The following is a 21,839-nucleotide window of genomic DNA, read 5'->3' as shown; positions in this document are numbered from 1 at the left end:
GCGTGGGCGCGACGTCCAAGGAACTGTGATGCTCCCAAGAACCGACGAGATGTGGTCCGCCGTCAGCGCGCGGTCCTGCACAGGTGAGGAATCGCGTTGAGTCAGCGCCGCTCGTACCCGAACTCGGGTGACTTCAACCTGGACGACCTGTTCCGCCCGGAGCCCGGCCAGCCGCAGGGCCAGGGCGGTGCTCCCGGCCAGGCCGGGCCCGGTCAGCAGTACCTGCCGCCGGACGGTCAGCCGGAGTACCTCGGCGAGGGCGCGCACGCGCTGCCGACCCAGGCCATCCCGGCCCAGGGCGCCCCGTGGGGCGGCGCTCCGCAACCCGGGTACGGCGCTCCGCAGGCCGATCCGGCCCCGGCGACGCAGTACCTGCCGCCCTACCCCACCGCGGACCCGCAGGCGGCCGGCTATCCGGCCCGGCCCGGCTACCAGCAGCCCGCTCCGGCGCAGGCCTACCCGCAGGCGCAGCAGGGCTACCAGCCGGCCCCGCAGGAGTACCCGGTCCAGCCGGAGTACGCGGGGCCGGACTACCCGACCGGCCCGGTCCCCGCGCGGGGTGGCGACGGCGGGCGTTCGTCCGGCAAGCTGATCATCGGCGGCGTGGTGGCCGGTTGTGCGGCGGCCGGCATCCTGGTCGCCGTCCTGCTGAGCGGCGGCGACGACCAGTCCGCCGGCAAGGAGAAGAAGGCCAACCCGGTGGCCACCGGCAGCGCCGCCGCGAGCGGTGGCCCGGCGACCGCGAGCGCGTCGGCGGCGACGGTCAACCCGGAGGTCAAGGCGCAGGCCCAGCCGCTCTCCGATCTGCTGGGCACGGCCAACGACAGCCGCCAGGCCGTGATCGGCGCGGTGGCCGCGGTGCAGAAGTGCGACAAGCTGCCCGAGTCCCAGCAGGCGCTGGCCGACGCCGCGGGCAAGCGCCGGGATCTGCAGACCAAGCTGGCGGCGCTGAAGACGGACAAGCTGCCGGGCGGGCCCCAGCTGGTCGAGCAGCTGAACGCCGCCTGGACGGCCTCGGCGACCGCCGACGACGAGTACGCGTCCTGGGCCACGGACATGCAGGCCGCCTGCGACGCCAAGAAGGCCGACAACCAGCACTACAAGAACGCGGTCCAGGCCAGTGGTACGGCCACCACCGCGAAGAAGCAGGCCTCCGGCCTCTGGAACACCATCGCCGGGCAGACCGGCCTGCCGACCCGCGGCGACGGGGACCTGTAGCACGGGGCCCGCGGCCGCGACGGGACCTGTGGCTGAGGGACCTGTGCCCGCGGGACCTGTGCCGAGGGGCCGCGCCGGCTGCCCGGTACGACCCCTCGCGGGGCCGGCCCCTGTGGGTGAGCCCCGGGGCCCGCCCACGCGGGCCCGGGCCCGGGTCAGGCCGGCGGCCTGCTCCCGGTGAGCACCCAGCGCACGTCCACGAAGCCGGGCTGCTGCAGGGTCATCCGCCCGCCCTTGACCACCTGGTACGTCACCCAGGTGTTCACCAGCCGCGGCGACTCGGTGCTCGGCAGCATGTTGGTGGTGCCCCAGTTCAGCGGCGGGGTCAGGCCGACGTCCACCTGCTCGCCGCTGTCCAGCAGCCCGGTGACCGTCTTCGAGCTGACCGGCCGGCCGGCCGCGTTCAGCCGGTCGGCCACCTGCCGGAACACCTCGTACGCGACCCAGGTGGTCTGCACCCCGGGGTCGGAGACGTCGATGCTGCGGCCGTCGGCGGCGTCACTGCGGACCACCGCGCGCAGCGAGTCCCAGGTCTTGGCCGACTCGGGCGGGTACCAGCCGGTCACGTAGGCACCGGCCAGCGGGCCGCTGTCGCCGCCGGTGGAGTCGACCACCGACTGCTGGACGCTGCCGATGACCGAGGCGATCCTGGTGTTCCGCGGCCCCAGCCGGCGGTAGGAGTCGAGCAGGTTGCCGGTCGGCTCAGCGCCCAGCGCGGACGTCAGGCAGTTGCCCGCCTCGTCCTTGCCGATCGCCTTGCGGGCCACCGGCGTGTAGTCCGAGGACTGCTCCGGCGCCTTGACGTCCAGCAGCTTGATCCCGGCCGGCTTGAGCGCGTTGGCGAGGTAGCCGAGCAGGTTGTCACCGGCCGGGGTGTCCGGGCGGACCAGCGAGACGGCCTTACAGCCGGCCTCCACCAGCTGCCGGCCGCTGCCCCCGATCAGGGCTGGCATGCCGCCGGCCACCGGGTACGACAGCGGGCTGCTGAACTCGGGCTGGGAGAGTCCGTACCCGCCGATCAGGGGGATGCCGGCCCGCTCCAGGATCGGCATGAAACGGTCGCCGTACTGGCTGTACGAGCCGATCACCGCGACCGCCTGGGCGCTCACCGCCTGCTGGGCGCAGGCCGTGGCGCCGTCCGCGGTGTTGTGCTCGTTGCAGGTGAGGACGCGCAGCTTGCGGCCGTTCAGGCCGCCCTTGGTGTTGACGTCCCGGCCGATCGCATCGGCGAGGGCGGTCATGCCGGGCCGGTCGGCGGACCCGGTGCCGGACGGCGCCCAGGTCATCACGGTCAGGTCGCCGGCACTGGTGGCGGCATCGGCCGGTCCGCCGCACGCGGAGGCCGAGAAGAGGGTTGGGAGCAGTGCCACGGCGGTGGCGGCTGCGGCGATCGGGCGGCGGTGGCGCCGTGTCGCGATCGGATTCTGAGTCTGGGACGAGCCCTTTCGGCCGGTCATCGGTCTTCCCTCCCGGGGCGCTCTGCGGCGCACCGGCACCAGCCAAGCCCCGGCGCCACACGCCGAGAGGGCCGAAAAGGGAACGGATGGCAAATGGCGGCCGAACTCCGGGTTTGGACGCGTGTAGAGCCGGAGTGGAGTACGAACCTTTGGGGAACGTACGATCGTTCACCATGTCCGCCAGCACAGATTCTTCGTATCGGTCTGCCCGAAACCCTTCTCGTCCGGGCCACCGCTCCAGCACGATGGGCGGCATGCCGCTCAACGACCTGCCCTGGTGGCGCTGGCGTGCCCGACTGCGCTCGGCGTTGCACATGCTGTCCGACCCCGGGTTCCAGCAGGAGACCTGGCTGGCCGGCCGTGAGGGCTTCGGCGACGTGACCGACGCCGTGTACCGGCTGGTGGAGGACACCTGGCTGGACCGGTGGTCGGCCGAGAAGTACGTCGGCACGATCTTCCGGGACTCGGCCGAGGCCGCGGTGGTGGACGTCGCGGTGCTCCGGGTGGTCCGCATCCTGCACCAGGTCGGCGCGGACGCCCCGGCCTCCGCCTACCTCGGCCACCACGGCTGGCCGGAGGCGGTCCGGGCGGCCCGCGAGGCCCACGTCAAGCTGGCCGTCAACGACGGCGAGGACCCGGACGCCCCGCCGCGCTCGCTGGACGTGCTGCGCATCCTGACCTCGTCCTGACCCCGGGCCGGTCCGTCCTGCCCCGGCCCTGACCTGCTTCGACGCCGCCTTGACCCGCTTTGGCCCGGTTCCGGGGCGGTGCCGCGCGGTGCCGGCCGGGGCTCCGTGCCCCGCGGCCGGACCGGGCCGTCCCGCAGTGCGGGCAGCGGGACGGCGGCTGTCCAGGATGTGACACGCTGGAGCACTCACCAGGAGCACGACCCCAGGACGGGAGACCCCCCACCGTGGAACAGCAGCCGGCCAGCGCCCAGTACGTCCTCACGCTGTCCTCGCCCGACAAGCAGGGCATCGTCCACGCGGTCTCCAGCTACCTCTTCATGACCGGGTGCAACATCATCGACAGCCAGCAGTTCGGCGACGGTGACAGCGGGCTGTTCTTCATGCGGGTGCACTTCTCCGCCGTCGAGCCGGTCACCGTGGACAAGCTGCGGGCCAGCTTCGCCGCGATCGGGGCCTCCTTCGGGATGGAGTGGCAGATCCACCCGACCGAGGAGCGGATGCGGATCGTCCTGATGGTCAGCAAGTTCGGGCACTGCCTGAACGACCTGCTCTACCGCACCCGGATCGGCGCCCTGCCGGTGGAGATCGCCGCGGTGGTCTCCAACCACACCGACCTGCGCGGCCTGACCGAGAGCTACGGCATCCCGTTCCACCACATCCCGGTGACCCGGGACACCAAGGCCGAGGCCGAGCAGCAGCTGCTGGACCTGGTCGCCAAGGAGAAGGTCGAGCTGGTCGTCCTGGCCCGCTACATGCAGGTGCTCTCGGACCAGCTCTGCACCGCGCTGTCCGGCAAGGTGATCAACATCCACCACTCCTTCCTGCCGAGCTTCAAGGGCGCCAAGCCGTACCACCAAGCGCACGCCCGCGGCGTGAAGCTGATCGGCGCCACCGCGCACTACGTCACCGCCGACCTCGACGAGGGCCCGATCATCGAGCAGGAGGTGGCCCGGGTGACCCACGACATCACCCCGGACCAGCTGGTCGCGCTCGGCCGGGACGTCGAGTGCCAGGCGCTGGCCCGCGCGGTGAAGTGGCACAGCGAGCACCGGGTCCTGCTCAACGGCACCCGCACGGTGGTCTTCGCCTGAGTCCCTGACCCCCCGGCCCCCGGCTCCGTGCCCCTGCGGCCCCGGGGTTCCTACGGCCGGGAGAGCAGCGGGACCGCGTGGAGCACCTCGTGGATCGCCGCCCGGTCGCCGTGGGCGCCCACCGGCAGCCGGTCCGGGTCGCGGTGCGCGGCCGCCAGCTGGCAGAACTCCAGCCCGTCCAGCACCAGCGCGGCCACCGGGTCCCCGCCGGGCGGGCCGCTCTCCGGGCCGTCCAGGGGGATCAGCCACTCACCGGCCGCCGGGCCGTCGATCACCAGCCGGACCCGCCGGACCGTCCGGCCGTCCGCGCCCGGTGCGGCCGGGGGCGCACCGGCGTGCTCGGGCCGCGCCGCGCGCAGCCCGGCCAGCACCGGCGGGAGCATCCGGACGGCCAGGTCGACCATCTGCCGGAGGTGCTGCGGCGCCGGCGGGTCGTACGGGTACGCCACCGCGCGGGCCACGTCCTCGCCGTGGACGAAGCACTCGAAGGCCCGGTCGACGAAGGCGTCGCGCAGCGGGACGGTCGCGAAGCCGTAGTCGACGGGCGTGTTGCCCTGCGGGGCCAACGCCGCGGTGCGGACCAGCTCGTGGCAGTGCCGGCGCCAGCGGGCGCGCACCGTCTGCGGCGGCAGGCCGGCCTGTTCGGCGGTCAGCCGGGCGGTGCGCTCGGCGATCGCGGCGAACGGCGGGCGGCTCTGCGGCGGCACCCGGGGCACGGGCGGGGCCGGGTCCTGCGGCGGCACCCGGCGGCCGGCCGGAGGCGTGCCGCCACCGGGGACGGGGTCGGGCAGGCCGAGGGCGAGGGCGAGGTAGCCGTCCACGGCGGCGAGGTGGCAGAGCACCTCGGCCGGGCGCAGGTACTCGGTGCCGCCGTGCCAGGGGAGTTCGGCCACCTCCTGCCACTCCTCCGGCCCGAGGTCGCGCAGCAGCGCGTCGAGCTTGGCGGTCTCGGCGGTGTAGGGCGCGCCCCAGGCCGGGACGGGCAGTTCGGCCGGGCGCCGGGCGAGACACCAGTCGAGCACCTGCTGGCGCAGCGGGCCGGGCTGGTCGAGCGGCTCGTCGACGGCGAGCCAGCCGGCGGCCTCGCGCAGCCGGGCGGCCTCCTCGGCGCAGTCCGGGCAGGCCTTGAGGTGGAGTTCCAGCTCGGCGGCCTCGGGATGCGGGCAGGCACCCAGGGCCCAGGTGCCGAGCAGCGAGCGCAGGGCCTCGTGCTGCTCCTCGGTGGTCGTCACGTGCCCCCGTCCTCGTTCCGGTGCCGCGGTCCGTCATGGTGCCTGTCGTGGTGCCGGTCGTCGTGCCCGCGCCGCGTCTGTGGCTCGTCCTGCTCGCCCGGTCGTTCCCCGGGGTGCCGTTCCTCGTGAGGCCGGCCGTCGCCGGCTCTGTCGTTGCTGCCCCGGCCGTTGCCGCTCCGGTCGCCACCACTGCGGCCGCGGCTGTTCCGGGCCCGTCGCTGGCGCTCGCGCTCCTCGGCGAGTTCGGTGGCCAGCAGCTCCAGGCCGAGCCGCATCCGCTGCTTGGCGGCCTGCTCGCTGATGCCGAGCCGGCGGGCCGTCTCCTGGTAGGTGCGGCCGCCGTAGTACGACACCGTGATCGTCTCACGCAGGCTGTGCGGCAGGGAGTCGACCGCGACCTGGATCCGGGCGGCGGTGGCCACCGTCCGGATCTCCTCCTCGACCGGTGAGTCCTCGCCGTAAGTGCCGCTGTCGGAAGAGCGGTTGAAGGCCTCGCCGCCGGGGCCGTCCCGGTAGCCGTCGCCGAAGGCCGGGACCTCGGCGGCGCGCCGGATCCGGAGCCGGTCCACCGCGCGGCGGTGGGTCAGCGAGCCGATCCAGGAGCGGAGCGAGCCCTGGGCGGGGTCGAAGGCCTCGGGGTGCTCCCAGACGTGGGCGAATATCTCGCGGGTCAGTTGGGCGGCTGCGGCCTGGTCGGCGAGGATCCGCCCGGCCAGCCCGTGCACCATCGGCGCCAGCTGGTCGTAGAGTTCGCCGAGAGCGGTCTCCTCGCCCCGGGCCAGCCGGAGTCGGAGCTGCTCGTCCCAGCGCGGGGCGCTGCCGGGGGTGGCCATCGTCAACCACCCTCCTGCCGTGGGATTCGCCGCCTTACTCAACGGTATCTTGCGGTCTTCCGGGGACGGGTGGATTCCGGGGAGAACGGAGTCCGCAGTTTCGGATCGTCGTCCGGGGCCGGTGCTGCGGGCCTCGTGCCGGATCGTCACATCGTGGGATCTGCCGCCGGTCCCGCTGTTCGAGGGCCGGTGGACATATGTCGCAAGGGGCGTTCGCGAGTGGCGGGCCGGGCCGCGGGGGTGTCCGGCGGTAGGTTCGCCACTGCGTGTCCGGCCGGTCGGCCGCCGGTCGGACGAGCGCCGGTACGAGGCTCGCGTGAGTGAACGGGACAGTATGCACTGCCCTGTCCCCCGATCGCTGGAATATGCCCGAAGCGCTTGCTGCGCTCCGTCCGCCGACTCATCCTGAGGCGTATTCGTGTCGCAGCCTGTGCGCGACGGACGAGACGGCGCGGGCACGACGTACCGGGCTGACGTGCGGCGCGGCCCGGCATGCGGTGGCCCGGCGCGCGCCAGGGCCGGCCGGCTGGACGATCCGGCCTGATCGAGACGACGGCCGAACTGCGAGTGCGGGTGGTGGAGCGGTGCAGGTTCTTCAGGTACAGCTGGCGGTGCAGGCGGACCCCGCCGAGGTCGGCCGGGCCCGCCGGTGGGTGCGCTCGCGTCTGCTCAACCACGGCGTGGACCCGGACGCCCCGATCGCCGAGACGGTCGTGCTGGTGGTCTCCGAGCTGGTGACCAACGCCGTGGTGCACACCGGTTGTCCTGCCGTGCTGCGGCTCTGCTTCCCGATGGACGGCTCCGCTGCGGGCGGCGACCCGGCGCGGGGCGGCATCGCGAACGGCGCCGGCCCGGACGGTTCCGGGTGCCTGGTGCGCGAGTCGGCCGCCGTCGGCCCGCTCCGGGTCGAGGTCGCGGACGCCAGCCAGGCCGCCCCCGCCCCGCGGCACGCGGGCGCGGACACCGACGCCACCAACGGCCGCGGCCTGGAGCTGGTCGAACTGCTCTGTGACCGCTGGGGTTGGTATCCGGACGGTTCGGGCAAGCGCGTATGGTGCGAAATCGGCGCGGACGCCCGGCCGGTGGACCCGTTGGCCGCCGTGGACTGGGCCACGCTGGCGCAGTGACCCTCCCTGCGGACACCGGGCGGTCACCCGGCGATCATCGGGCCGAAAGCTGACGCAACCATTCCGAATTTCCGACAACCCATTGACGTGACGTATCCGACTGATCACTCTTGGGAGCAGCTCTCCGTCGCGAGGGGACGCCGAGGGAACACCCGAACGCCGCTGCGGTGCTGCTGTCCAGGGGGATCGTGTCAGCAGGGGGGCCGTGGTCTGCCGGTCGCGCGGTGACTCCTTGGCGAGTGCGGAGTGCGGTTGCGCGGGTTCAGGGGCCCGTGCGAGGCGGTTGGATGGCGGCCTGCCGTGCCGTGCTCGGGGTGCGTGCGGCCCGCCGCCATCCAATCCGTCCACGGCCGGGGGCGGCTTTCGGCCACCTGTCAGCCCACCTGCTCCGGGGCCCGGAACGTGCGCCGGTACGCGCTCGGCGCGACGTCCAGCCGGCCGCGCAGCTGGAGCCGGAGCGAGGCGGCCGTCCCGAATCCGGACTCCCGGGCCACCTGGTCGATCGTCAGGTCGGTGCGCTCCAGCAACTGCCGGGCCCGTTCGGTGCGCTGCACCGTCAGCCACTGGCCGGGGCTGGCGCCGGTCTCCTCGCGGAACCGCCGGGTGAAGGTCCGCACGCTCATCCCCGCCCGGCCGGCGAGCAGGCGCAGCGGCAGCGGCTCGTCCAGGTGCTCCAGCGCCCAGGCCCGGACGGCGGCGGTGCCCGGGCCGCTCTCGGCGGCCGGGCGGGGGAGCGCCACGTACTGCTTCTGGCCGCCCTCGCGCCACGGCGGCACCAGGCAGGTGCGGGCCACCGCGTTGGCCACGGCGCTGCCGTGGTCGCGGCGCACGATGTGCAGGCAGAGGTCGACGCCGGCGGCCACCCCGCCCGAGGTGAGCACGTCCCCGTCGTCCGTGAACAGCACGTCCGGGTCGAGCCGGACCTTCGGGAAGAGCGCGGCGAACCGGCCGGTGTAGCTCCAGTGGGTGGTGGCCGGGCGGCCGTCGAGCAGACCGGCGGCGGCCAGGACGAACGAGGCGGTGCAGATCGAGACCAGCCGGGTGCCGGGCCGGATCCGGGCCAGCGCGGCGGTCAGCGCGGGGCCGAGCCGGGCGTCCACCTGCTGGGGCCCCGCGTCGGTGGAGGCCGGAACGACCACGGTGTCCGCCCACTCCAGCAGTTCGGGCCCGTGGTCGACGGCGACCCGGAAGTCGGTGCTGGTGGCGACCGGCCGGCCGTCCACGGTGCAGGTGGCCACCTGGTAGTACGGGACGCCGGCGGCGTCCTTGGCGGACTCGAAGATCCTTGCGGGGATGCCCAGTTCGAAGGCGATCACCCCGTCGAGGGCCAGTACCGCGACCTTGTGCGCCACCCCGGTCTCCCGTCCCGTGCCCGATCAGGGGTCCCAGCGTACGCCGGGCCGCTGGCCCGATTCTTGCGAAACCTGGCAGTCAGGCCACTCGTGGGTGCCGGGGCCGTTCGGGAGACTCGGCCGGGTGAACGAACGGAACGCCCCCACGATCGAGTCCCCGCCCGTCCCGCCCGCAGCCGGCCGGCCCCGGCTGCACTACGCGTGGGTGGTGGCCGGCGTCTCGCTGCTGGTGCTGCTCGGCTCGGCCGGGTTCCGCTCCACGCCGAGCCTGATGATGGACGCGCTGCACAACGAGTTCGGCTGGTCGATGGGGACGATCTCCAGCGCCACCTCGGTCAACCTCACCCTCTACGGACTCACCGCCCCCTTCGCCGCCGCCCTGATGGACCGGTTCGGCGTCCGGCTCGTGGTGGTCTGCGCGCTGCTCACCATCTCGGTCGGCGCCGGCCTCACCATGCTGATGCGCGAGCCCTGGCAACTGGTGCTCTGCTGGGGCGTGTTGGTCGGCCTCGGGAGCGGTTCGATGGCCGGGGCCTTCGCCACCACGATCACCGGCCGCTGGTTCCGGGCCCGGCAGGGGCTGGTCACCGGCGTGCTCACCGCGGCCGGCGCGGCCGGCAACCTGGTCTTCCTGCCGCTCGGCGCCTGGCTGGTGGAGGAGCACGGCTGGCGCTCGGCGGTGGTGGTCGTCTCGTTGGCCGCCAGCGCGGTGGCCGTCCCGGTGTTGCTGCTGATGCGCGAGCGCCCGGCCGACCTCGGCCTGCTCCCGTACGGGGCCACCGAGGAGCCGCCCGCGGCGGTCGGCGGGCGGGCACTGGCGCGCTCGCTGCGGGTGCTCCGCGAAGCGGTGCGCAGCCGGGCGTTCTGGCTGCTGGCCGGCTCCTTCGCGATCTGCGGCGCGACCACCGCCGGGCTGGTCGGCACCCACTTCATCCCGGCCGCCCACGACCACGGCCTGCCCGTCACCACGGCCGCGAGCCTGCTGGCGCTGATCGGCGTCTTCGACGTGGTCGGCACGATCGCCAGCGGCTGGTTCACCGACCGCGTCGACTCCCGGCTGCTGCTGGTCGTCTACTACGCGCTGCGCGGGCTCTCGCTGCTCCTGCTGCCGCAGCTGTTCGCGGGCTCGCTGGAGCCGCCGATCCTGGCCTTCGTGATCTTCTACGGGCTGGACTGGGTGGCCACGGTGCCGCCGACCGTCGCGCTCTGCCGCCGCCACTTCGGCGAGGACGCGCCGATCGTCTTCGGCTGGGTGCTGGCCTGCCACCAGATCGGCGCGGCCGTGGTGGCCGGCCTGGCGGGCCTGACCCGGGACGCGCTCGGCAGCTACGACCTGACCTGGTACGCGGCCGGCGGGCTCTGCGCGGTCGCCGTCGTGCTCTGCCTGGCACTGCGGGGGAGCGGGGCGGCCCGGCCGGCCCCGGCACTGTCGTAGGCGGCGGGTAGGCTCCGCGCCCATGACACTCGCCTTCACCCTGGACCCCGACCTCGGCCCCGGGCTGCGGGCCGCCGTCGTCCGGCTCTGGACGGACGTCACCAACGCCGGGGGCGCGGTCGGCTTCGTCGCGCCGGTGACGGAGGACGAGGTCTGGAAGACCGCCGACGTGCAGTTCGCGGGTGTCGGGCCGGGCGAGCCGGACCGCCTGCTGGTCGCCCACGAGGCGGAGACCGGCCGCCTCGCCGGCCTGCTGTTCTTCGAGTCGATGCGGTTCGGGCCGATGGACCACTGGCGGCTGCTCAAGCGGGTCATGGTGCACCCGGACTTCCAGGGGCGCGGCTACGGCGCCGAGCTGATGGCCGAGGCCGAGCGGGTGGCCCGGGACTGGGGGCTGGAGAGCCTGCGGCTCACCCTGCGCGGCGGGCTCGGCCTGGAGGCGTTCTACGGGCGCTGCGGCTGGACGGAGGCCGGCCGGGTCCCGGCGGCGATCCGGGTCGCCCCCGGGGACGACCGCGACGACGTCACCATGTGGCTCGACCTGCGCTGACGACGGGCCCGGCGACGGGGGCGGCGACGTGACCGACGGGGGTGCGGTGGTCGTCCGGACGCGGGGGACGGGCGACCCGTTCCCCGCGCGGTCCGTTGGGCATGCTTCACTGGGAGACCGGCCGAGCCCCGCACAGAGAAGGATGTGTTCCCGGTGAGCAGCAATGTGAGCAGCAAGTCGCACGCCACGCTCCGTTACACGTCCCTGCGGGTCAGCATCTTCCTCGGCTGCCTGCTGGTGGCCCTCCTCCTCGGCCACTTCAAGGTGATCCCGGTCGCGGGCGAGCTCGGGGTGATCTTCCTCTTCCTGCTGGCCGCGATGGTCTCGGCGCCGCTCAGCTACGTCCTGCTGAACAAGCAGCGGAACGAGATGTCGGCCCAGATCTCCGGCAAGGTCAACGACCTGCGCAACCGGACGGCCGACCGGATCGCGGCGCAGAACGCCGAGGAGGACGCCGCCGACGAGGCCGCCCGCGCGGCGGCCCGGTAGCCGCGGCGGCCCGCTGGAACCGGCCCGCACCGCCGCCGTGTCCACCCCCGCGTCCGCGCCCGGGCCCGCGCCCGCCTCCGGTTCCGCGCCCCGGAACGACGAGTCCGCGCCCGCCTCCGGTTCCGCGCCCCGGAACGACGAGTCCACGCACGAGAAGTCGGCCGGTCCGACGTCCCGTGTCTCCGGCAGGTCCGGTGCGGCCGCCGCGCCGAGTGCGCCGGGCGCGTCCGCCGTGCCCGCTGCCGCGACGGGTGAGGTGACCGGCGGCACCTGGCCGGCGCCGGTGCGCAGACCCACCGGAAGGGACGTCGCCCGTCTCGCCGGGGTCTCCCAGGCCACCGTCTCGCTGGTGTTCTCCGGCTCCGAGGCGGGCCGCCGGGTCTCCGACGCCACCCGCGAGCGCGTCCGCGAGGCCGCCCGCAGCCTCGGCTACCGCCCGCAGGCGGCCGGCCGTCAGCTCCGCCTCGGCCGCAGCGGCATGATCCTGCTGGCCGTGCCGAACATCCTCGGCCCGTTCTTCGGCCGGGTACTGGAGGGCGTCCACGCCGAGGCCGGCAGACACGGCCTGGCCGTCGTGGTCAGCTCCGGCTGGGGGAGCGCCACCCTGGCCGACGCCGCCACCACCAGCCGCTTCGACGGCCTGCTGATCTGCTCCCCGGACGACAGCCAGCTCGGCGAGCTGCCCGCCGACACCCCCGCCGTCTTCCTGGACGCCGACCCGGGCACCGACCGGGCCCGCCCGACCATCGAGCTGGACGTGGCCGGCGGCATGCGCGCCGCCGTCGAGCACCTGGCCGGACTGGGCCACCGACGCCTCGGCCGACTGCGCTCCACCCACTCCGCGTACACCTTCCGGGTCCGCCAGGCCGCCTTCGAGGAGGCCGCCCGCGCACTCGGCCTGGACGTCGTCGAGCTCGGCGTCAGCCTCAACGAGGGCCAGCCCGCGGCCCGCAGCGTCGCCCGGCTGCTGCTGGAGCGCCCGGACCGCCCGCACGCGGTGATCTGCGACGACGACGTGGTGGCCTCCGGGGTCTACCAGGCCGCCGCCGAACTCGGACTGCGGGTGCCCGGCGACCTCTCGGTGGTCGGCATCGACAACGTCCCGGTGGCCGCGCTGCTCGCCCCGCCGCTGACCACCGTGGACCTGCCCGGCGAGGAGCTGGGCCGGGCCGGCGTCTCCGCCCTCGCCGATCTGCTCCGCGGTGAGCCGGTGGCCCCCGTCGCGCCGCTGGCCACCTCGCTGGTGCTGCGCTCCTCGACCGCGGCCTCCACCCGGTCCTGACGGCCGACCGCCCGGCTGCTCCCGCCCGGCCTGTCGCCGGGCGCCCCTGTCCGGAAGGCCGCGCCCGGGACTGCCGCGCCCGGGACTGCCGCGCCGTCAGGCCGTCCCGGGTATGTCCGCTCACCCGAACGGGTGAAAGATCACCACCTCGTCTCGCGCCACACCGACGAGACGACTAACGCCGACGACCTCTCCGACGCCTTCTCCGACGGCCTCGCCGAAGGCATCTCCGACGGCCTCGCCGTCGCCCACGGTGAGCCCCTCACCGTCCTGGTCACCGTCCTGGTCACCGACGTGGTCACCTTCGCCGAGCGCGTCCTCGTCCACCGGTGGGCCCCGGTCGCCCGGGGAGGCCGCAGCCGCCACGGCTGATCGGGACGTCCGTGCCGGGCGGTGCCGGGTGAGGGAGTGAACAAGTGACTGCGCCCGTCGGCCAGACCACCCGGTCCGACGGGCGCAGTCACGTCTCTGTGGCGGGCCCGGCCCGCCTCCGCCGGCGGGCTCGGTCCACCAGGACCGGCTCAGCCCACCGGTACGGGCTCAGCCCACCGGCACCGGCTCCGCCGCCGGGACTGCGGCGGCAGGCGCGGGCTGGAACCAGCGGCGGGCGCCGAAGAGCAGCAGCCCGCCCAGGGCGATCCCGCCCGCCGCGCAGAGCGCCACCGAGCGCAGCGACCCCTCGGCGAGGCTGCCGGAGACGGCGTAGCCGAGCGAGTTTCCGGTCGCGAACAGCGTCACCAGCCAGGCGAACGCCTCGGTCACGGTGCCGGCCGGCGCCAGTTCGGCGACCAGGACGAACGCGGCGGCCAGCAGCGGCGCCAGACCGATCCCGGAGAGGAACGCCAGCCCGGCCATCGCGTACGGCCCGGGAAGCAGCACCAGCGGCAGGTAGCTGACGGCCATCCCGAGCGCCATCACCCAGGTCCGGGTGGCCGTGCTGCTGCGCCACTGCACCGCGCCGTAGGCGAGCGCTCCGAGCAGGCCGCCGAGCGCTGCCAGAGCCAGCAGGGTTCCCGCGCCGCCGGGCAGCGCGCCGTCGTGGGCCTCGGCGTAGGCGATGAAGAGCACGTTCTGCGCGCCGACCGCCCAGCCGGCGCCGGCCAGGCCGACCAGCAGCAGGACCAGCCCGGGTGAGCGGAGTGGTCCGAGCAGGCCGGCCGAGTGGGCGCGCGGCGGCGCCTGCCAGGCCCGGGCCGGTCCGGCGGTGGCCACGATCAGTGCCCCGGCCAGCCCCAGGCCGGCGGCCACCCAGAGCGCCGCGACCGGGCTGACCGCGCCCGCGATGCCGGCCACCGCGAGCGGTCCGGCGACGTAGAGGATCTGCTGCGAGGCGGAGTCGAAGGCGTACGCGGTGTCGAGCTGCTTCTCCTCGACGACGTCCGGCCAGAGCGAGCGGAGGCAGGGTTCGAGCGGCGGCATGGCCAGGCCGGCGATCGCGGCGCCGAGCGGTGCGGCCACGGCCGAGCCGGGCGCGAGCGCGAGCAGTGCGTAGCCGCCGCCGGCGACCACGGCCGAGGCGAGCAGCACCCGCGGCTGTCCGGTGCGGTCCACGATCCGCCCCAGGACCGGCCCGCCGACGGCGGCCGAGATCGCGTAGGCGGCGGTGGCCAGCCCGATCCGGCTGTACGGCGCGTCGGCCTCACGCAGCGCGAGCGCGATCACCAGGGCGGTCATGCCGGCGGGGAGACGGCCGAGCAGGGTGCCGAAGAGGAGGCGGCTGACGTGCGGGGCGCGGAGCAGGGCGACATAGCCCATGGACGGTTCTCCGGTTCCGGGCAGGGAGGGGTGGGGGCTGTCCTGCCAAGTTATACGTATAACCGGCGTCGGTCAATCGAGGTGACTGCCGGGGCGGCCGTCGGGCCGGCGGAAGATCTGATGGTGCGTCAGCCTCGTTCGTGTCCGGAATTGATCGCACCGCCGCCTGTATCTCAAACAACTACTTTGAACATCTCAAACCTTTACTGCTAACGTGTCGGCCATGACCACCTCAGGAGCACCCCGGACGAACGGCCAGGGCTCGATGCCCGGCGCCGCCCGCCGGTGCTGCCTGCCGGGTGCTGTGGACAGCCCGCGCCGTTGTCGCGCCATGAGCTGTATTCAGGCGGCACGCCCCTGACCGGGGGCCGACCCCTCCCCGTCCGGCCCGCGCGCCGTGCCGCCTTCCCCGCCTCACTTCACCGTCAGCAACGCCCTCCCCCGGAGTCGCACCGTCATGTCCACAGCGCCCGAGGCGACCTCGTCGCCGTCCGTGCTCGCCAGGCTGCGAAGCTCGAAGCTTGGCAAGACCCCCTTCTGGGTCCAGATCGTCGCCGGCCTCGTGCTCGGCATCGGTCTCGGCTACCTGGCCCGCGCGGCCGACATCTCCTGGCTGGCCACCACCCTGGAGACGATCGGCAGGATCTTCGTCCAGCTGCTGAAGCTGGCCGTCCCGCCGCTGGTCTTCACCGCGATCGTGGTGTCCGTCGCCAACCTGCGGAACGTCACCAACGCGGCCCGCCTCGCCGTCCGCACCCTGCTCTGGTTCCTGGTCACCTCGCTGATCGCGGTCGCGATCGGCCTGGGCCTGGGCCTGCTGACCAACCCGGGCGAGGGCACCAACCTCAAGACCGAGGGCCTCAAGCCGCCGAAGTCCACCGGCACCTGGATCGACTTCCTCACCGGCATCTTCCCGACCAACATCGTCGACGCCTTCACCCAGGTGAACGTCCTCCAGATCGTCTTCCTGGCGGTCGTGGTCGGCGCGGCGATCATCAAGCTCGGCGCCAAGGCCGAGCCGATCCTCAAGCTCAACGAGTCCGTGCTGGAACTGGTGCAGACCGCCCTCTGGTGGGTCATCCGGCTCTCCCCGCTCGGCACCCTCGGCCTGATCGGCAAGTCCGTCGCCAAGTACGGCTGGGACCTGCTGAAGCCGTTCGCGACGCTGACCGTCGACATCTACGTCGGCTGCGCGCTGGTGCTGTTCGTCGTCTACTCCCTGCTCCTGAAGTTCGCCGGCGGCCTCAACCCGGTCAACTTCTTCAAGGGCGCCTGGCCCGCCATCCAGCTGGCCTTCGTCTCCCGCTCCTCCGTCGGCACCCTGCCGGTCACCCGCCGCGTCACCGAGCGCCTCGGCGTCCCGGGCGAGTACGCCTCGTTCGCCGTCCCGTTCGGCGCCACGACCAAGATGGACGGTTGCGCCGCGATCTACCCGTCGCTGGCCGCGATCTTCGTCGCCCAGGTCTACGGCATCGACCTCGGCATCAAGGACTACCTGCTGATCGCCTTCGTCTCGGTCATCGGCTCGGCCGCCACGGCCGGTCTGACCGGCGCGATCGTCATGCTGACCCTGACCCTGTCGACGCTGGGCCTGCCCCTGGAGGGCGTCGGCCTGCTGCTCGCCATCGACCCGATCCTCGACATGATGAGGACCGCCACCAACGTCGCCGGTCAAGCTGTCGTCCCGATCCTGGTCGCGGCCCGCGAGAAGACCCTCGACCTGGCCGCCTACAACAACCCGCACGGCGACCTCTACGAGGATGCCCAGTCGGCCGTCATCCCGGCCCAGGCCTCCGTGAAGGCGCCCGCCGCCGCCTGACGCCCGTACCGCTGGAGCCCGCCCCCACGCCTTCCGGCACGGGGGCGGGCTTCGTCGTGGAGGCGGCTTCGTCGTGGGGCGGGGGAGCCGCTGCTCCCGCTGCGGGCGTGCAAGGGCCAGGTGGCTGCTGGGCTGTCCTGACGGATCCCCGGACGTGTGCCCGGGGGCAGGGCGGGGCGACGACCGAGGGGGTCACCGCCCGTGTTAAGAGTGGGAGATTCGGTATCGGGTGAGCCTGGAAGGCGCGAACTCGGCCGTCCGGGAAGTTGCCGTTGCGGAAGGCGGGACGGAATGTCGGAGCAGACCTCCGGGAATCCCCTTCGATTCGAAATCCACCCGGCGATTCGATGGCTGATGGGGCTGGTGGGCGTCGTGGCCCTGGTGGCCGGCGGAATCGCCACCTTCAAGAAGGACACGAACAGCGTGGGGGTCGGCGGGCTGTTCGTGGTGGGCGTCGTGCTCCTGCTCTCGGCGGTCAGCGGGCAGATGCCGAGCTCGATCTCCTTCGGGAAGGACCAGAAGATCCTCTGGGCCGCGAAGGTGGCGTCGGACTCGACCATCGAAGACGCCAAGAAGCAGAACGCCGAGAACGCCAGCCAGGCCTCACCGGAGATCATCAACAGGTTCGTCCAGGCCGACGACGAGGCTCAGGTGCGCGATCTGGTGAATGAATTCACCCAGATGATGAACGACAAGCTTGAGGCGCCTCCCAAGGACGACATCGTCCGCAAGCTGGTCGGCATCGCCTAGGTGCTGCCGTGACGACATCGAGAGCCTTGTTCCCGGCGGTCAGTCGGACGACCAGCCCCAGGCCGAGTGCGTCTGCGCCGATGTGTACGTGTCTCATGCGGCCTCACCCCGGACGATGCAGAGCGGGCGCTGGAACGGGGAAGCGACCAGTACGGGGAGGCGGCTAGTACAGGGAGGGCGATCCGCTGTGCGAAATCGCCCGTGCTCCGGACGTGGGTGACCGCCTCCTGGCAGCTCCGGCACCCGGTGACGTGCCCGCCCACCTGGTCTGCGTCGCCCGTGGGGGCTGCGGCGAGCGCGAAATCCTTCAGTGCATCCGATGACGGGTGTTCGGCGACCGTCTTCATGGCGTCGTTGAGCCACGCCTGCGCCCCAGTGATCCAATCGGCGGCTTCCTCGAAGCTGCCGGGGACCGGCGCCTCAGGGTCCTCCTCCGTTCTGACGGGAGGTTCGCAGGCCGTGGCGCGCGCCACCGCGGCGTCCGGTTCTGACGTGGTCACCACTCGCTGAAGTCGGAATGAGTTCGAAGGCCTCAGTCCGGGAAGTGTAATTCTTGACCTGAAGTTGCTGTTCGCGTCTTTGCTGTTGTTCTTTGTGGCCGATTGGGCCACCTTCACGCCCGCAGTTTGCGGCGGCCCCTCCGGCATTTCAATGACCGTCGGTGACTGCCGAGTGTTGTGAATGGCGCGTTCCGGGTGAAGTGCGGCCGCACCCCTTGCCTTTCCGACTCCGTCGGCGGGCCAAGCGCCAGGCCTGGAGGCGTCGGCTCCGGGCGGTCGCAGGGGAGGCGGGGCTTCGGCGGCGGGCTTGGCCGGGAGGTCACCGCGTGAGATCCGGGGCGTCAGATCCGGGGTACGTGAGATCCGGGGTGCGTGAGATCCGGGAGGGCCCGCGGCTGCCGGACCGCGGCGAGTGACCGTGGACGGTGGCGGTGGCGGGCCGGCGTCCTCGACCGGACAAGAGGCAGGGGGCCCGACAGATGGTCGGGCCCCCTTGGGTACTGCTCTTGTGCTCATGGTGACGGCCAGAGGGCCGCCGGCGGACCCGAGGGGTCCCGAGCGATCAGGTCATCAGAGGATGATCAGATAGCGGTGACGTTCTCCGCCTGCGGGCCCTTCGGACCCTGGGTGACGTCGAAGCTGACCGCCTGGTTCTCCTCCAGCGAGCGGAAACCGTTCGCGTTGATGGCGGAGTAGTGGACGAAGACGTCGGGGCCGCCGCCCTCCTGGGCGATGAAGCCGAAGCCCTTCTCAGCGTTGAACCACTTGACGGTTCCCTGAGCCATGCCGTTCTCCTTGCGAGGGACGTATTGGGGGCCACACCGTGTGGCACCCGGTCCGCTGCGCTGATCGCCCTGCCTCCGGACGGGTCCGGAGTTTTTCGATATTGCTGAAAAACTACAAAAAGCCTGCGGTTACATGCTCCGCAGGCTTCAAGTACTGCAAGGGGAATCAAACTGCAACTGACAGCAACGCTAGCATGCGTGCGCTGTCACGACCAGAGGTGACTTGAGGGGTGGATCGGGCGTGTCGTAAGGCCGGTGCGAGGCTTCCCGAACGGCAGGCGTACGGTGCGTGGAGGCGCACGAACAGCAAGGGAGCGGCGCAGTGGCGGTAGCGGATGCGGAGACGCAGGAGCACCGGGAGCACCGGGAGAACACCCCGGTCAGGCCGCGGGTCGGACATATTCAGTTCCTGAACTGCGTCCCCCTCTACTGGGGCCTGGCCAGAACCGGCAATCTGCTCGATCTGGACCTCACCAAGGACACCCCGGAGAAGCTGAGCGACCAGCTGGTCGGCGGCTCGCTGGACATCGGTCCGATCACCTGCGTGGAGTACCTGCGGCACGCGGACGAACTGCTCGTCCTCCCCGACATCGCGGTCGGCAGCGACGGCCCGGTGATGTCCTGCGTGATCGTCAGCAAGCTGCCGCTGGCCGAGCTGGACGGCCGCAAGGTCGCCCTCGGCTCCACCAGCCGGACCTCGGTGCGGCTGGCGCGGCTGCTGCTGGAGGAGCGTGAGGGGGTGCGGCCGGAGTACTTCAGCTGCCCGCCCGACCTGGACGCCATGCTCGCCGAGGCCGACGCCGCCGTCCTGATCGGCGACCCGGCGCTGCGTGCGTACCTGGGCCAGGCGGCCGCGAAGGGGCTCGCGGTGCACGACCTCGGCGAGATGTGGAAGGAGTGGACCGGCCTGCCCTTCGTCTTCGCCGTCTGGGCCGCCCGCCGCGACTTCGCCGAGCGCCGCCCCGAACTGACGGCGGCGGTGCACCGGGCCTTCCTGGAGTCCCGCGACCTCTCCCTGGTCGAGGCCGGCGAGGTGGCCGAGCACGCGGCCCGCTGGGAGGCGTTCGACGCCGGGGTGTTGGAGCGGTACTTCAGCGAGGCGCTGGACTTCTCGCTCGGTGAGCGGCAGCTGGCCGGCGTGGCCGAGTTCGCCCGCCGGGTCGCCCACGACAGCGGCTTCGCCCCGGACGTCGAGGTCCGGCTGCTGGAGCCCGAGCCTGCGGCGGTCGTGGCCTGACCCCAGGCCAAGTTGGCCGTGGCCTGACCCCGGGCCGAGTTGGCCCTGGCCTGACCCCGGGACGTGTTGGTCGAGGCCTGACCCTGGCCGCGGCGGTCGTGGCCCGGCCCCGGCTGCTTCGGCCGGGGGCCGGCCCCTGCCCGCCGGAAGTGCCACGGGATGTGGCACTTCGGAGCCTTGCCGCCCGGTAGCGTCTGCACGCGGCATCGGCGGCTGCGGCGATGCCGGGCGGCCGGTCGGGCCGGCGGGCGAGGGGAGCGTGCGGGATGCAGGCACTGGGGGCGGACGACCCGCGCCAGGTGGGCGGGTACCGGTTGCTGCGGCGGCTCGGCGCGGGCGGGATGGGCCGGGTCTACCTCGGCCGGACGGCCGGCGGGCGCACGGTGGCGGTCAAGGTGGTCCGCGGCGAGCTGGCCGAGGACGCCGAGTTCCGGGCCCGGTTCCGGCAGGAGGTCGCCGCGGCCCGCCGGGTCGGCGGAGCCTGGACCGCGCCCGTGCTGGACGCGGACACCGAGGGCGAGCACCCGTGGGTGGCCACCGGGTACGTGGCCGGGCCGGCGCTCGGCGGCGCCGTCCGGGAGTTCGGGCCGCTGTCGGAAGCCGCCACGCGGGCGCTCGGGGTCGGGCTGGCCGAGGCGCTGGAGCACGTGCACGGGCTGGGCCTGGTGCACCGGGACGTCAAACCGTCGAACGTGCTGCTCACCCTGGACGGGCCCCGGCTGATCGACTTCGGCATCGCCCGGGCGCTGGACGCGACCAGTGGGTTCACCCGGTCCGGTTACGTGGTGGGCTCGCCCGGCTTCATGTCGCCGGAACAGGCGAACGGGCTGCCCGCAGGGGCGCCCAGCGACGTGTTCTCGCTCGGCGCGGTGCTCGCCTTCGCGGCCACCGGGGTCCACCCCTTCGGCGAGGGCGTGAGCGTGGCGGTGCTGCTCTACCGGGTGCTGCACGAGGAGCCGGACCTCTCCGGGCTGGCCGAACCCCTCCGCTCCGTCGTGCTCGCCTCTCTGGCCAAGGATCCGGCGGCCCGTCCGACCCCGCGGCAGCTGCGGGACCGGCTGGACGCCGACGGCGGGGCCACCGTCCGGCTGGGGCGGGGCGGCTGGCTGCCGCCCGCCCTGGCGGCGGCGGTCGGACGCAGCGCGGTCGGGCTGCTGGACCTGGAGGGGGATCCGGAGGACGGACCCGCTGCTCCGGTCGGCGCTCCGGCCTCTCCGGTTTCTCCGGCTCCTCCGGCTGCTCCCGTCGCGCCGCTCGGCGCTCCGGCCGGCGCTCCGGCGGAGGTGCCGCCGCTGTGGACCCCCACGGCCGGCAGCGGGGTACCGGTCGGCGGCGGGGTACCGGTCGGTGCCGGAGGACAGGTCGGTGCCGGGGGACCGGTCGGGCTGGGGCCCTGGACGGGGCCGTTGCCGCTGCCCGAACAACGGGCGCAGTGGGTGAAGGAGCGGCAGGCGCCGCGCTGGGCGGTCGCGGTCGTGGGGGTGACGGCGGCCGTACTGGCGTTCGTGGCCTTCGAGTTCGGGCTCTTCGACTGGTCGGGGAGTCAGGACCTGGCGACCACGCCCACCACTACGGCCGCCTCCACGCCGGCCGGCACGACCGGCGTCACCCAGCCGCCGCCCGCGACCACCCCGCCCGCGACCACCCCGTCGGCGGCCGCCGCGTCCACCGCCGCCAAGCCCGGGGGCCCCAGCGTCGTGCCGGCCGTCTTCCTCGGCACGTGGAGCGGGGAGATGACCAGCGAGAAGGGGCTGCCCGCCGGCACCACCACGCTGGTGATCGGCCCGGCCGCGATCGGGCAGGAGAACACCACCAGCCGCAACGCCGTCACCGGCCTGCTCTCCATCGCCTGCGAGGGGGCCTGGACGCTCAACTCGGCGTCGCCGGAGAAGCTGGTGTTCACCTCCCGGCTGGTCCGCTCCTCGATCCCGGGAGCGTGTACCGGCGGGTCCAACACGGAGACGCTCACCCTCCAGAGCGACGGGACCATCCGCTTCACCTCTGCCGACCCGCCCGCCGGGAACCCAGCCGGGACGATGCGGAGGGCGGGTTGAGGGGAGGGCGGGTGGAGCGGCACGCGGGCTGAAGGGCGGGCGGGGCGGGGTGCCGGTGTGCCGGTGTGCCGGTGTGCCTGCGTGACCGGGCGACGGGTCGGCGCGAGCCGGGGCAGCGGGCTGACGCAGCGGCCGGAATGCCCTGGCGTAGGCTGGTTCGGCCGTACCCGGAAGCCTCCGGAAG

At 73.5% G+C, this 21,839-nt stretch carries 19 protein-coding genes; 13 read left to right on the top strand and 6 right to left on the bottom strand.

Going from position 1 to position 21,839, the window contains the following annotated elements:
• The first annotated feature begins 96 nt into the window (after positions 1-96).
• Positions 97-1,218: a hypothetical protein gene (locus tag C2142_RS16170; protein ID WP_148643298.1), complete on the top strand. Its 1,122-nt coding sequence runs from the start codon at positions 97-99 to the stop codon at positions 1,216-1,218.
• A 155-nt stretch (positions 1,219-1,373) separates the two neighbouring features.
• Here the strand turns inward: C2142_RS16170 and C2142_RS16165 are convergent, their stop codons facing one another.
• Positions 1,374-2,588, bottom strand: a complete 1,215-nt coding sequence (locus C2142_RS16165) for an ABC transporter substrate-binding protein (RefSeq protein WP_162002484.1) — start codon at positions 2,586-2,588, stop codon at positions 1,374-1,376.
• 341 nt (positions 2,589-2,929) lie between these two features.
• Between C2142_RS16165 and C2142_RS16160 the strand changes: the two genes are divergently transcribed.
• Both C2142_RS16160 and purU read left to right on the top strand, forming a co-directional pair.
• Entirely contained in the window at positions 2,930-3,364 is a 435-nt protein-coding gene (locus C2142_RS16160) for a hypothetical protein (RefSeq protein ID WP_241002611.1), read from the top strand.
• A gap of 224 nt (positions 3,365-3,588) precedes the next feature.
• Complete coding sequence (gene purU / locus C2142_RS16155) at positions 3,589-4,455, top strand: formyltetrahydrofolate deformylase (protein ID WP_148643295.1); 867 nt, start codon at positions 3,589-3,591, stop codon at positions 4,453-4,455.
• 50 nt (positions 4,456-4,505) lie between these two features.
• On the opposite strand, the gene C2142_RS16150 is transcribed toward purU, so the two are convergent.
• The gene (locus C2142_RS16150) at positions 4,506-5,687 is read right to left on the bottom strand and encodes a zf-HC2 domain-containing protein (protein ID WP_148643294.1); all 1,182 of its coding nucleotides are present in this window, start codon (positions 5,685-5,687) and stop codon (positions 4,506-4,508) included.
• Entirely contained in the window at positions 5,684-6,520 is an 837-nt protein-coding gene (locus tag C2142_RS16145; RefSeq protein WP_208693250.1) for a sigma-70 family RNA polymerase sigma factor, read from the bottom strand. The genes C2142_RS16150 and C2142_RS16145 overlap by 4 nt, the downstream gene beginning before the upstream one ends.
• Positions 6,521-7,104: 584 nt before the next feature.
• On the opposite strand from C2142_RS16145, the gene C2142_RS16140 reads away from it, so the two are divergent.
• Positions 7,105-7,647 (top strand): ATP-binding protein, encoded by a 543-nt coding sequence (locus tag C2142_RS16140; RefSeq protein WP_148643293.1) that lies wholly within the window; start codon positions 7,105-7,107, stop codon positions 7,645-7,647.
• 374 nt (positions 7,648-8,021) lie between these two features.
• On the opposite strand, the gene C2142_RS16135 is transcribed toward C2142_RS16140, so the two are convergent.
• Positions 8,022-8,999 (bottom strand): helix-turn-helix domain-containing protein, encoded by a 978-nt coding sequence (locus tag C2142_RS16135; protein WP_148643292.1) that lies wholly within the window; start codon positions 8,997-8,999, stop codon positions 8,022-8,024.
• Positions 9,000-9,123: 124 nt separating this feature from the next.
• Here C2142_RS16135 and C2142_RS16130 point away from each other — a divergent pair, with 124 nt between their 5' ends.
• From C2142_RS16130 to C2142_RS16110, 5 genes are all read left to right on the top strand, one after another.
• A complete protein-coding gene (locus C2142_RS16130; RefSeq protein ID WP_148643291.1) occupies positions 9,124-10,434 on the top strand; it encodes an MFS transporter in 1,311 nt (436 codons plus the stop codon).
• 22 nt (positions 10,435-10,456) lie between these two features.
• Positions 10,457-10,984, top strand: coding sequence for a GNAT family N-acetyltransferase (locus C2142_RS16125; RefSeq protein ID WP_148643290.1), 528 nt, complete (start codon positions 10,457-10,459; stop codon positions 10,982-10,984).
• 153 nt (positions 10,985-11,137) lie between these two features.
• Positions 11,138-11,473 (top strand): DUF4229 domain-containing protein, encoded by a 336-nt coding sequence (locus tag C2142_RS16120; protein WP_241002610.1) that lies wholly within the window; start codon positions 11,138-11,140, stop codon positions 11,471-11,473.
• Positions 11,474-11,510: 37 nt separating this feature from the next.
• Positions 11,511-12,755, top strand: coding sequence for a LacI family DNA-binding transcriptional regulator (locus C2142_RS16115; protein WP_148643289.1), 1,245 nt, complete (start codon positions 11,511-11,513; stop codon positions 12,753-12,755).
• A 132-nt stretch (positions 12,756-12,887) separates the two neighbouring features.
• The gene (locus C2142_RS16110) at positions 12,888-13,127 is read left to right on the top strand and encodes a hypothetical protein (protein ID WP_148643288.1); all 240 of its coding nucleotides are present in this window, start codon (positions 12,888-12,890) and stop codon (positions 13,125-13,127) included.
• Positions 13,128-13,295: 168 nt separating this feature from the next.
• Here C2142_RS16110 and C2142_RS16105 read toward each other — a convergent pair whose 3' ends face one another.
• Positions 13,296-14,510 carry an MFS transporter gene (locus tag C2142_RS16105; protein ID WP_148643287.1) on the bottom strand — a complete coding sequence of 405 codons (1,215 nt, stop codon included), beginning with the start codon at positions 14,508-14,510 and terminating at the stop codon, positions 13,296-13,298.
• Between the two features lie 457 nt (positions 14,511-14,967).
• Between C2142_RS16105 and C2142_RS16100 the strand changes: the two genes are divergently transcribed.
• Both C2142_RS16100 and C2142_RS16095 read left to right on the top strand, forming a co-directional pair.
• On the top strand, positions 14,968-16,329 hold the full coding sequence (locus tag C2142_RS16100; RefSeq protein ID WP_148643286.1) for a dicarboxylate/amino acid:cation symporter: 1,362 nt from the start codon (positions 14,968-14,970) through the stop codon (positions 16,327-16,329).
• Positions 16,330-16,620: 291 nt separating this feature from the next.
• Positions 16,621-17,079 (top strand): hypothetical protein, encoded by a 459-nt coding sequence (locus C2142_RS16095; RefSeq protein WP_148643285.1) that lies wholly within the window; start codon positions 16,621-16,623, stop codon positions 17,077-17,079.
• 1,081 nt (positions 17,080-18,160) lie between these two features.
• Here the strand turns inward: C2142_RS16095 and C2142_RS16090 are convergent.
• A complete protein-coding gene (locus C2142_RS16090) occupies positions 18,161-18,364 on the bottom strand; it encodes a cold-shock protein (RefSeq protein WP_057227626.1) in 204 nt (67 codons plus the stop codon).
• Between the two features lie 322 nt (positions 18,365-18,686).
• Here C2142_RS16090 and C2142_RS16085 point away from each other — a divergent pair, with 322 nt between their 5' ends.
• Positions 18,687-19,601: a menaquinone biosynthesis protein gene (locus C2142_RS16085; protein WP_148643284.1), complete on the top strand. Its 915-nt coding sequence runs from the start codon at positions 18,687-18,689 to the stop codon at positions 19,599-19,601.
• Between the two features lie 266 nt (positions 19,602-19,867).
• Positions 19,868-21,655 (top strand): serine/threonine-protein kinase, encoded by a 1,788-nt coding sequence (locus C2142_RS16080; RefSeq protein ID WP_148643283.1) that lies wholly within the window; start codon positions 19,868-19,870, stop codon positions 21,653-21,655.
• Positions 21,656-21,839: the final 184 nt, after the last annotated feature.

This window comes from Streptomyces sp. CB01881 (assembly GCF_002953255.1).
In the GTDB taxonomy this organism is placed as follows: Bacteria; Actinomycetota; Actinomycetes; order Streptomycetales; family Streptomycetaceae; genus Kitasatospora.
The sequence above is the reverse complement of the archived record's forward strand: the minus strand, read 5'-3'. Positions and strand labels throughout refer to the sequence as shown.

What these genes read in the sequence shown, in the direction of transcription:
- C2142_RS16090 (WP_057227626.1), bottom strand. Translation starts at nt 18,364, where the DNA reads ATGGCTCAGGGAACCGTCAAGTGGTTCAACGCTGAGAAGGGCTTCGGC.
- C2142_RS16160 (WP_241002611.1), top strand. Translation starts at nt 2,930, where the DNA reads ATGCCGCTCAACGACCTGCCCTGGTGGCGCTGGCGTGCCCGACTGCGC.
- C2142_RS16100 (WP_148643286.1), top strand. Translation starts at nt 14,968, where the DNA reads ATGTCCACAGCGCCCGAGGCGACCTCGTCGCCGTCCGTGCTCGCCAGG.
- C2142_RS16095 (WP_148643285.1), top strand. Translation starts at nt 16,621, where the DNA reads ATGTCGGAGCAGACCTCCGGGAATCCCCTTCGATTCGAAATCCACCCG.
- C2142_RS16105 (WP_148643287.1), bottom strand. Translation starts at nt 14,510, where the DNA reads ATGGGCTATGTCGCCCTGCTCCGCGCCCCGCACGTCAGCCGCCTCCTC.
- C2142_RS16125 (WP_148643290.1), top strand. Translation starts at nt 10,457, where the DNA reads ATGACACTCGCCTTCACCCTGGACCCCGACCTCGGCCCCGGGCTGCGG.
- C2142_RS16080 (WP_148643283.1), top strand. Translation starts at nt 19,868, where the DNA reads ATGCAGGCACTGGGGGCGGACGACCCGCGCCAGGTGGGCGGGTACCGG.
- C2142_RS16145 (WP_208693250.1), bottom strand. Translation starts at nt 6,520, where the DNA reads ATGGCCACCCCCGGCAGCGCCCCGCGCTGGGACGAGCAGCTCCGACTC.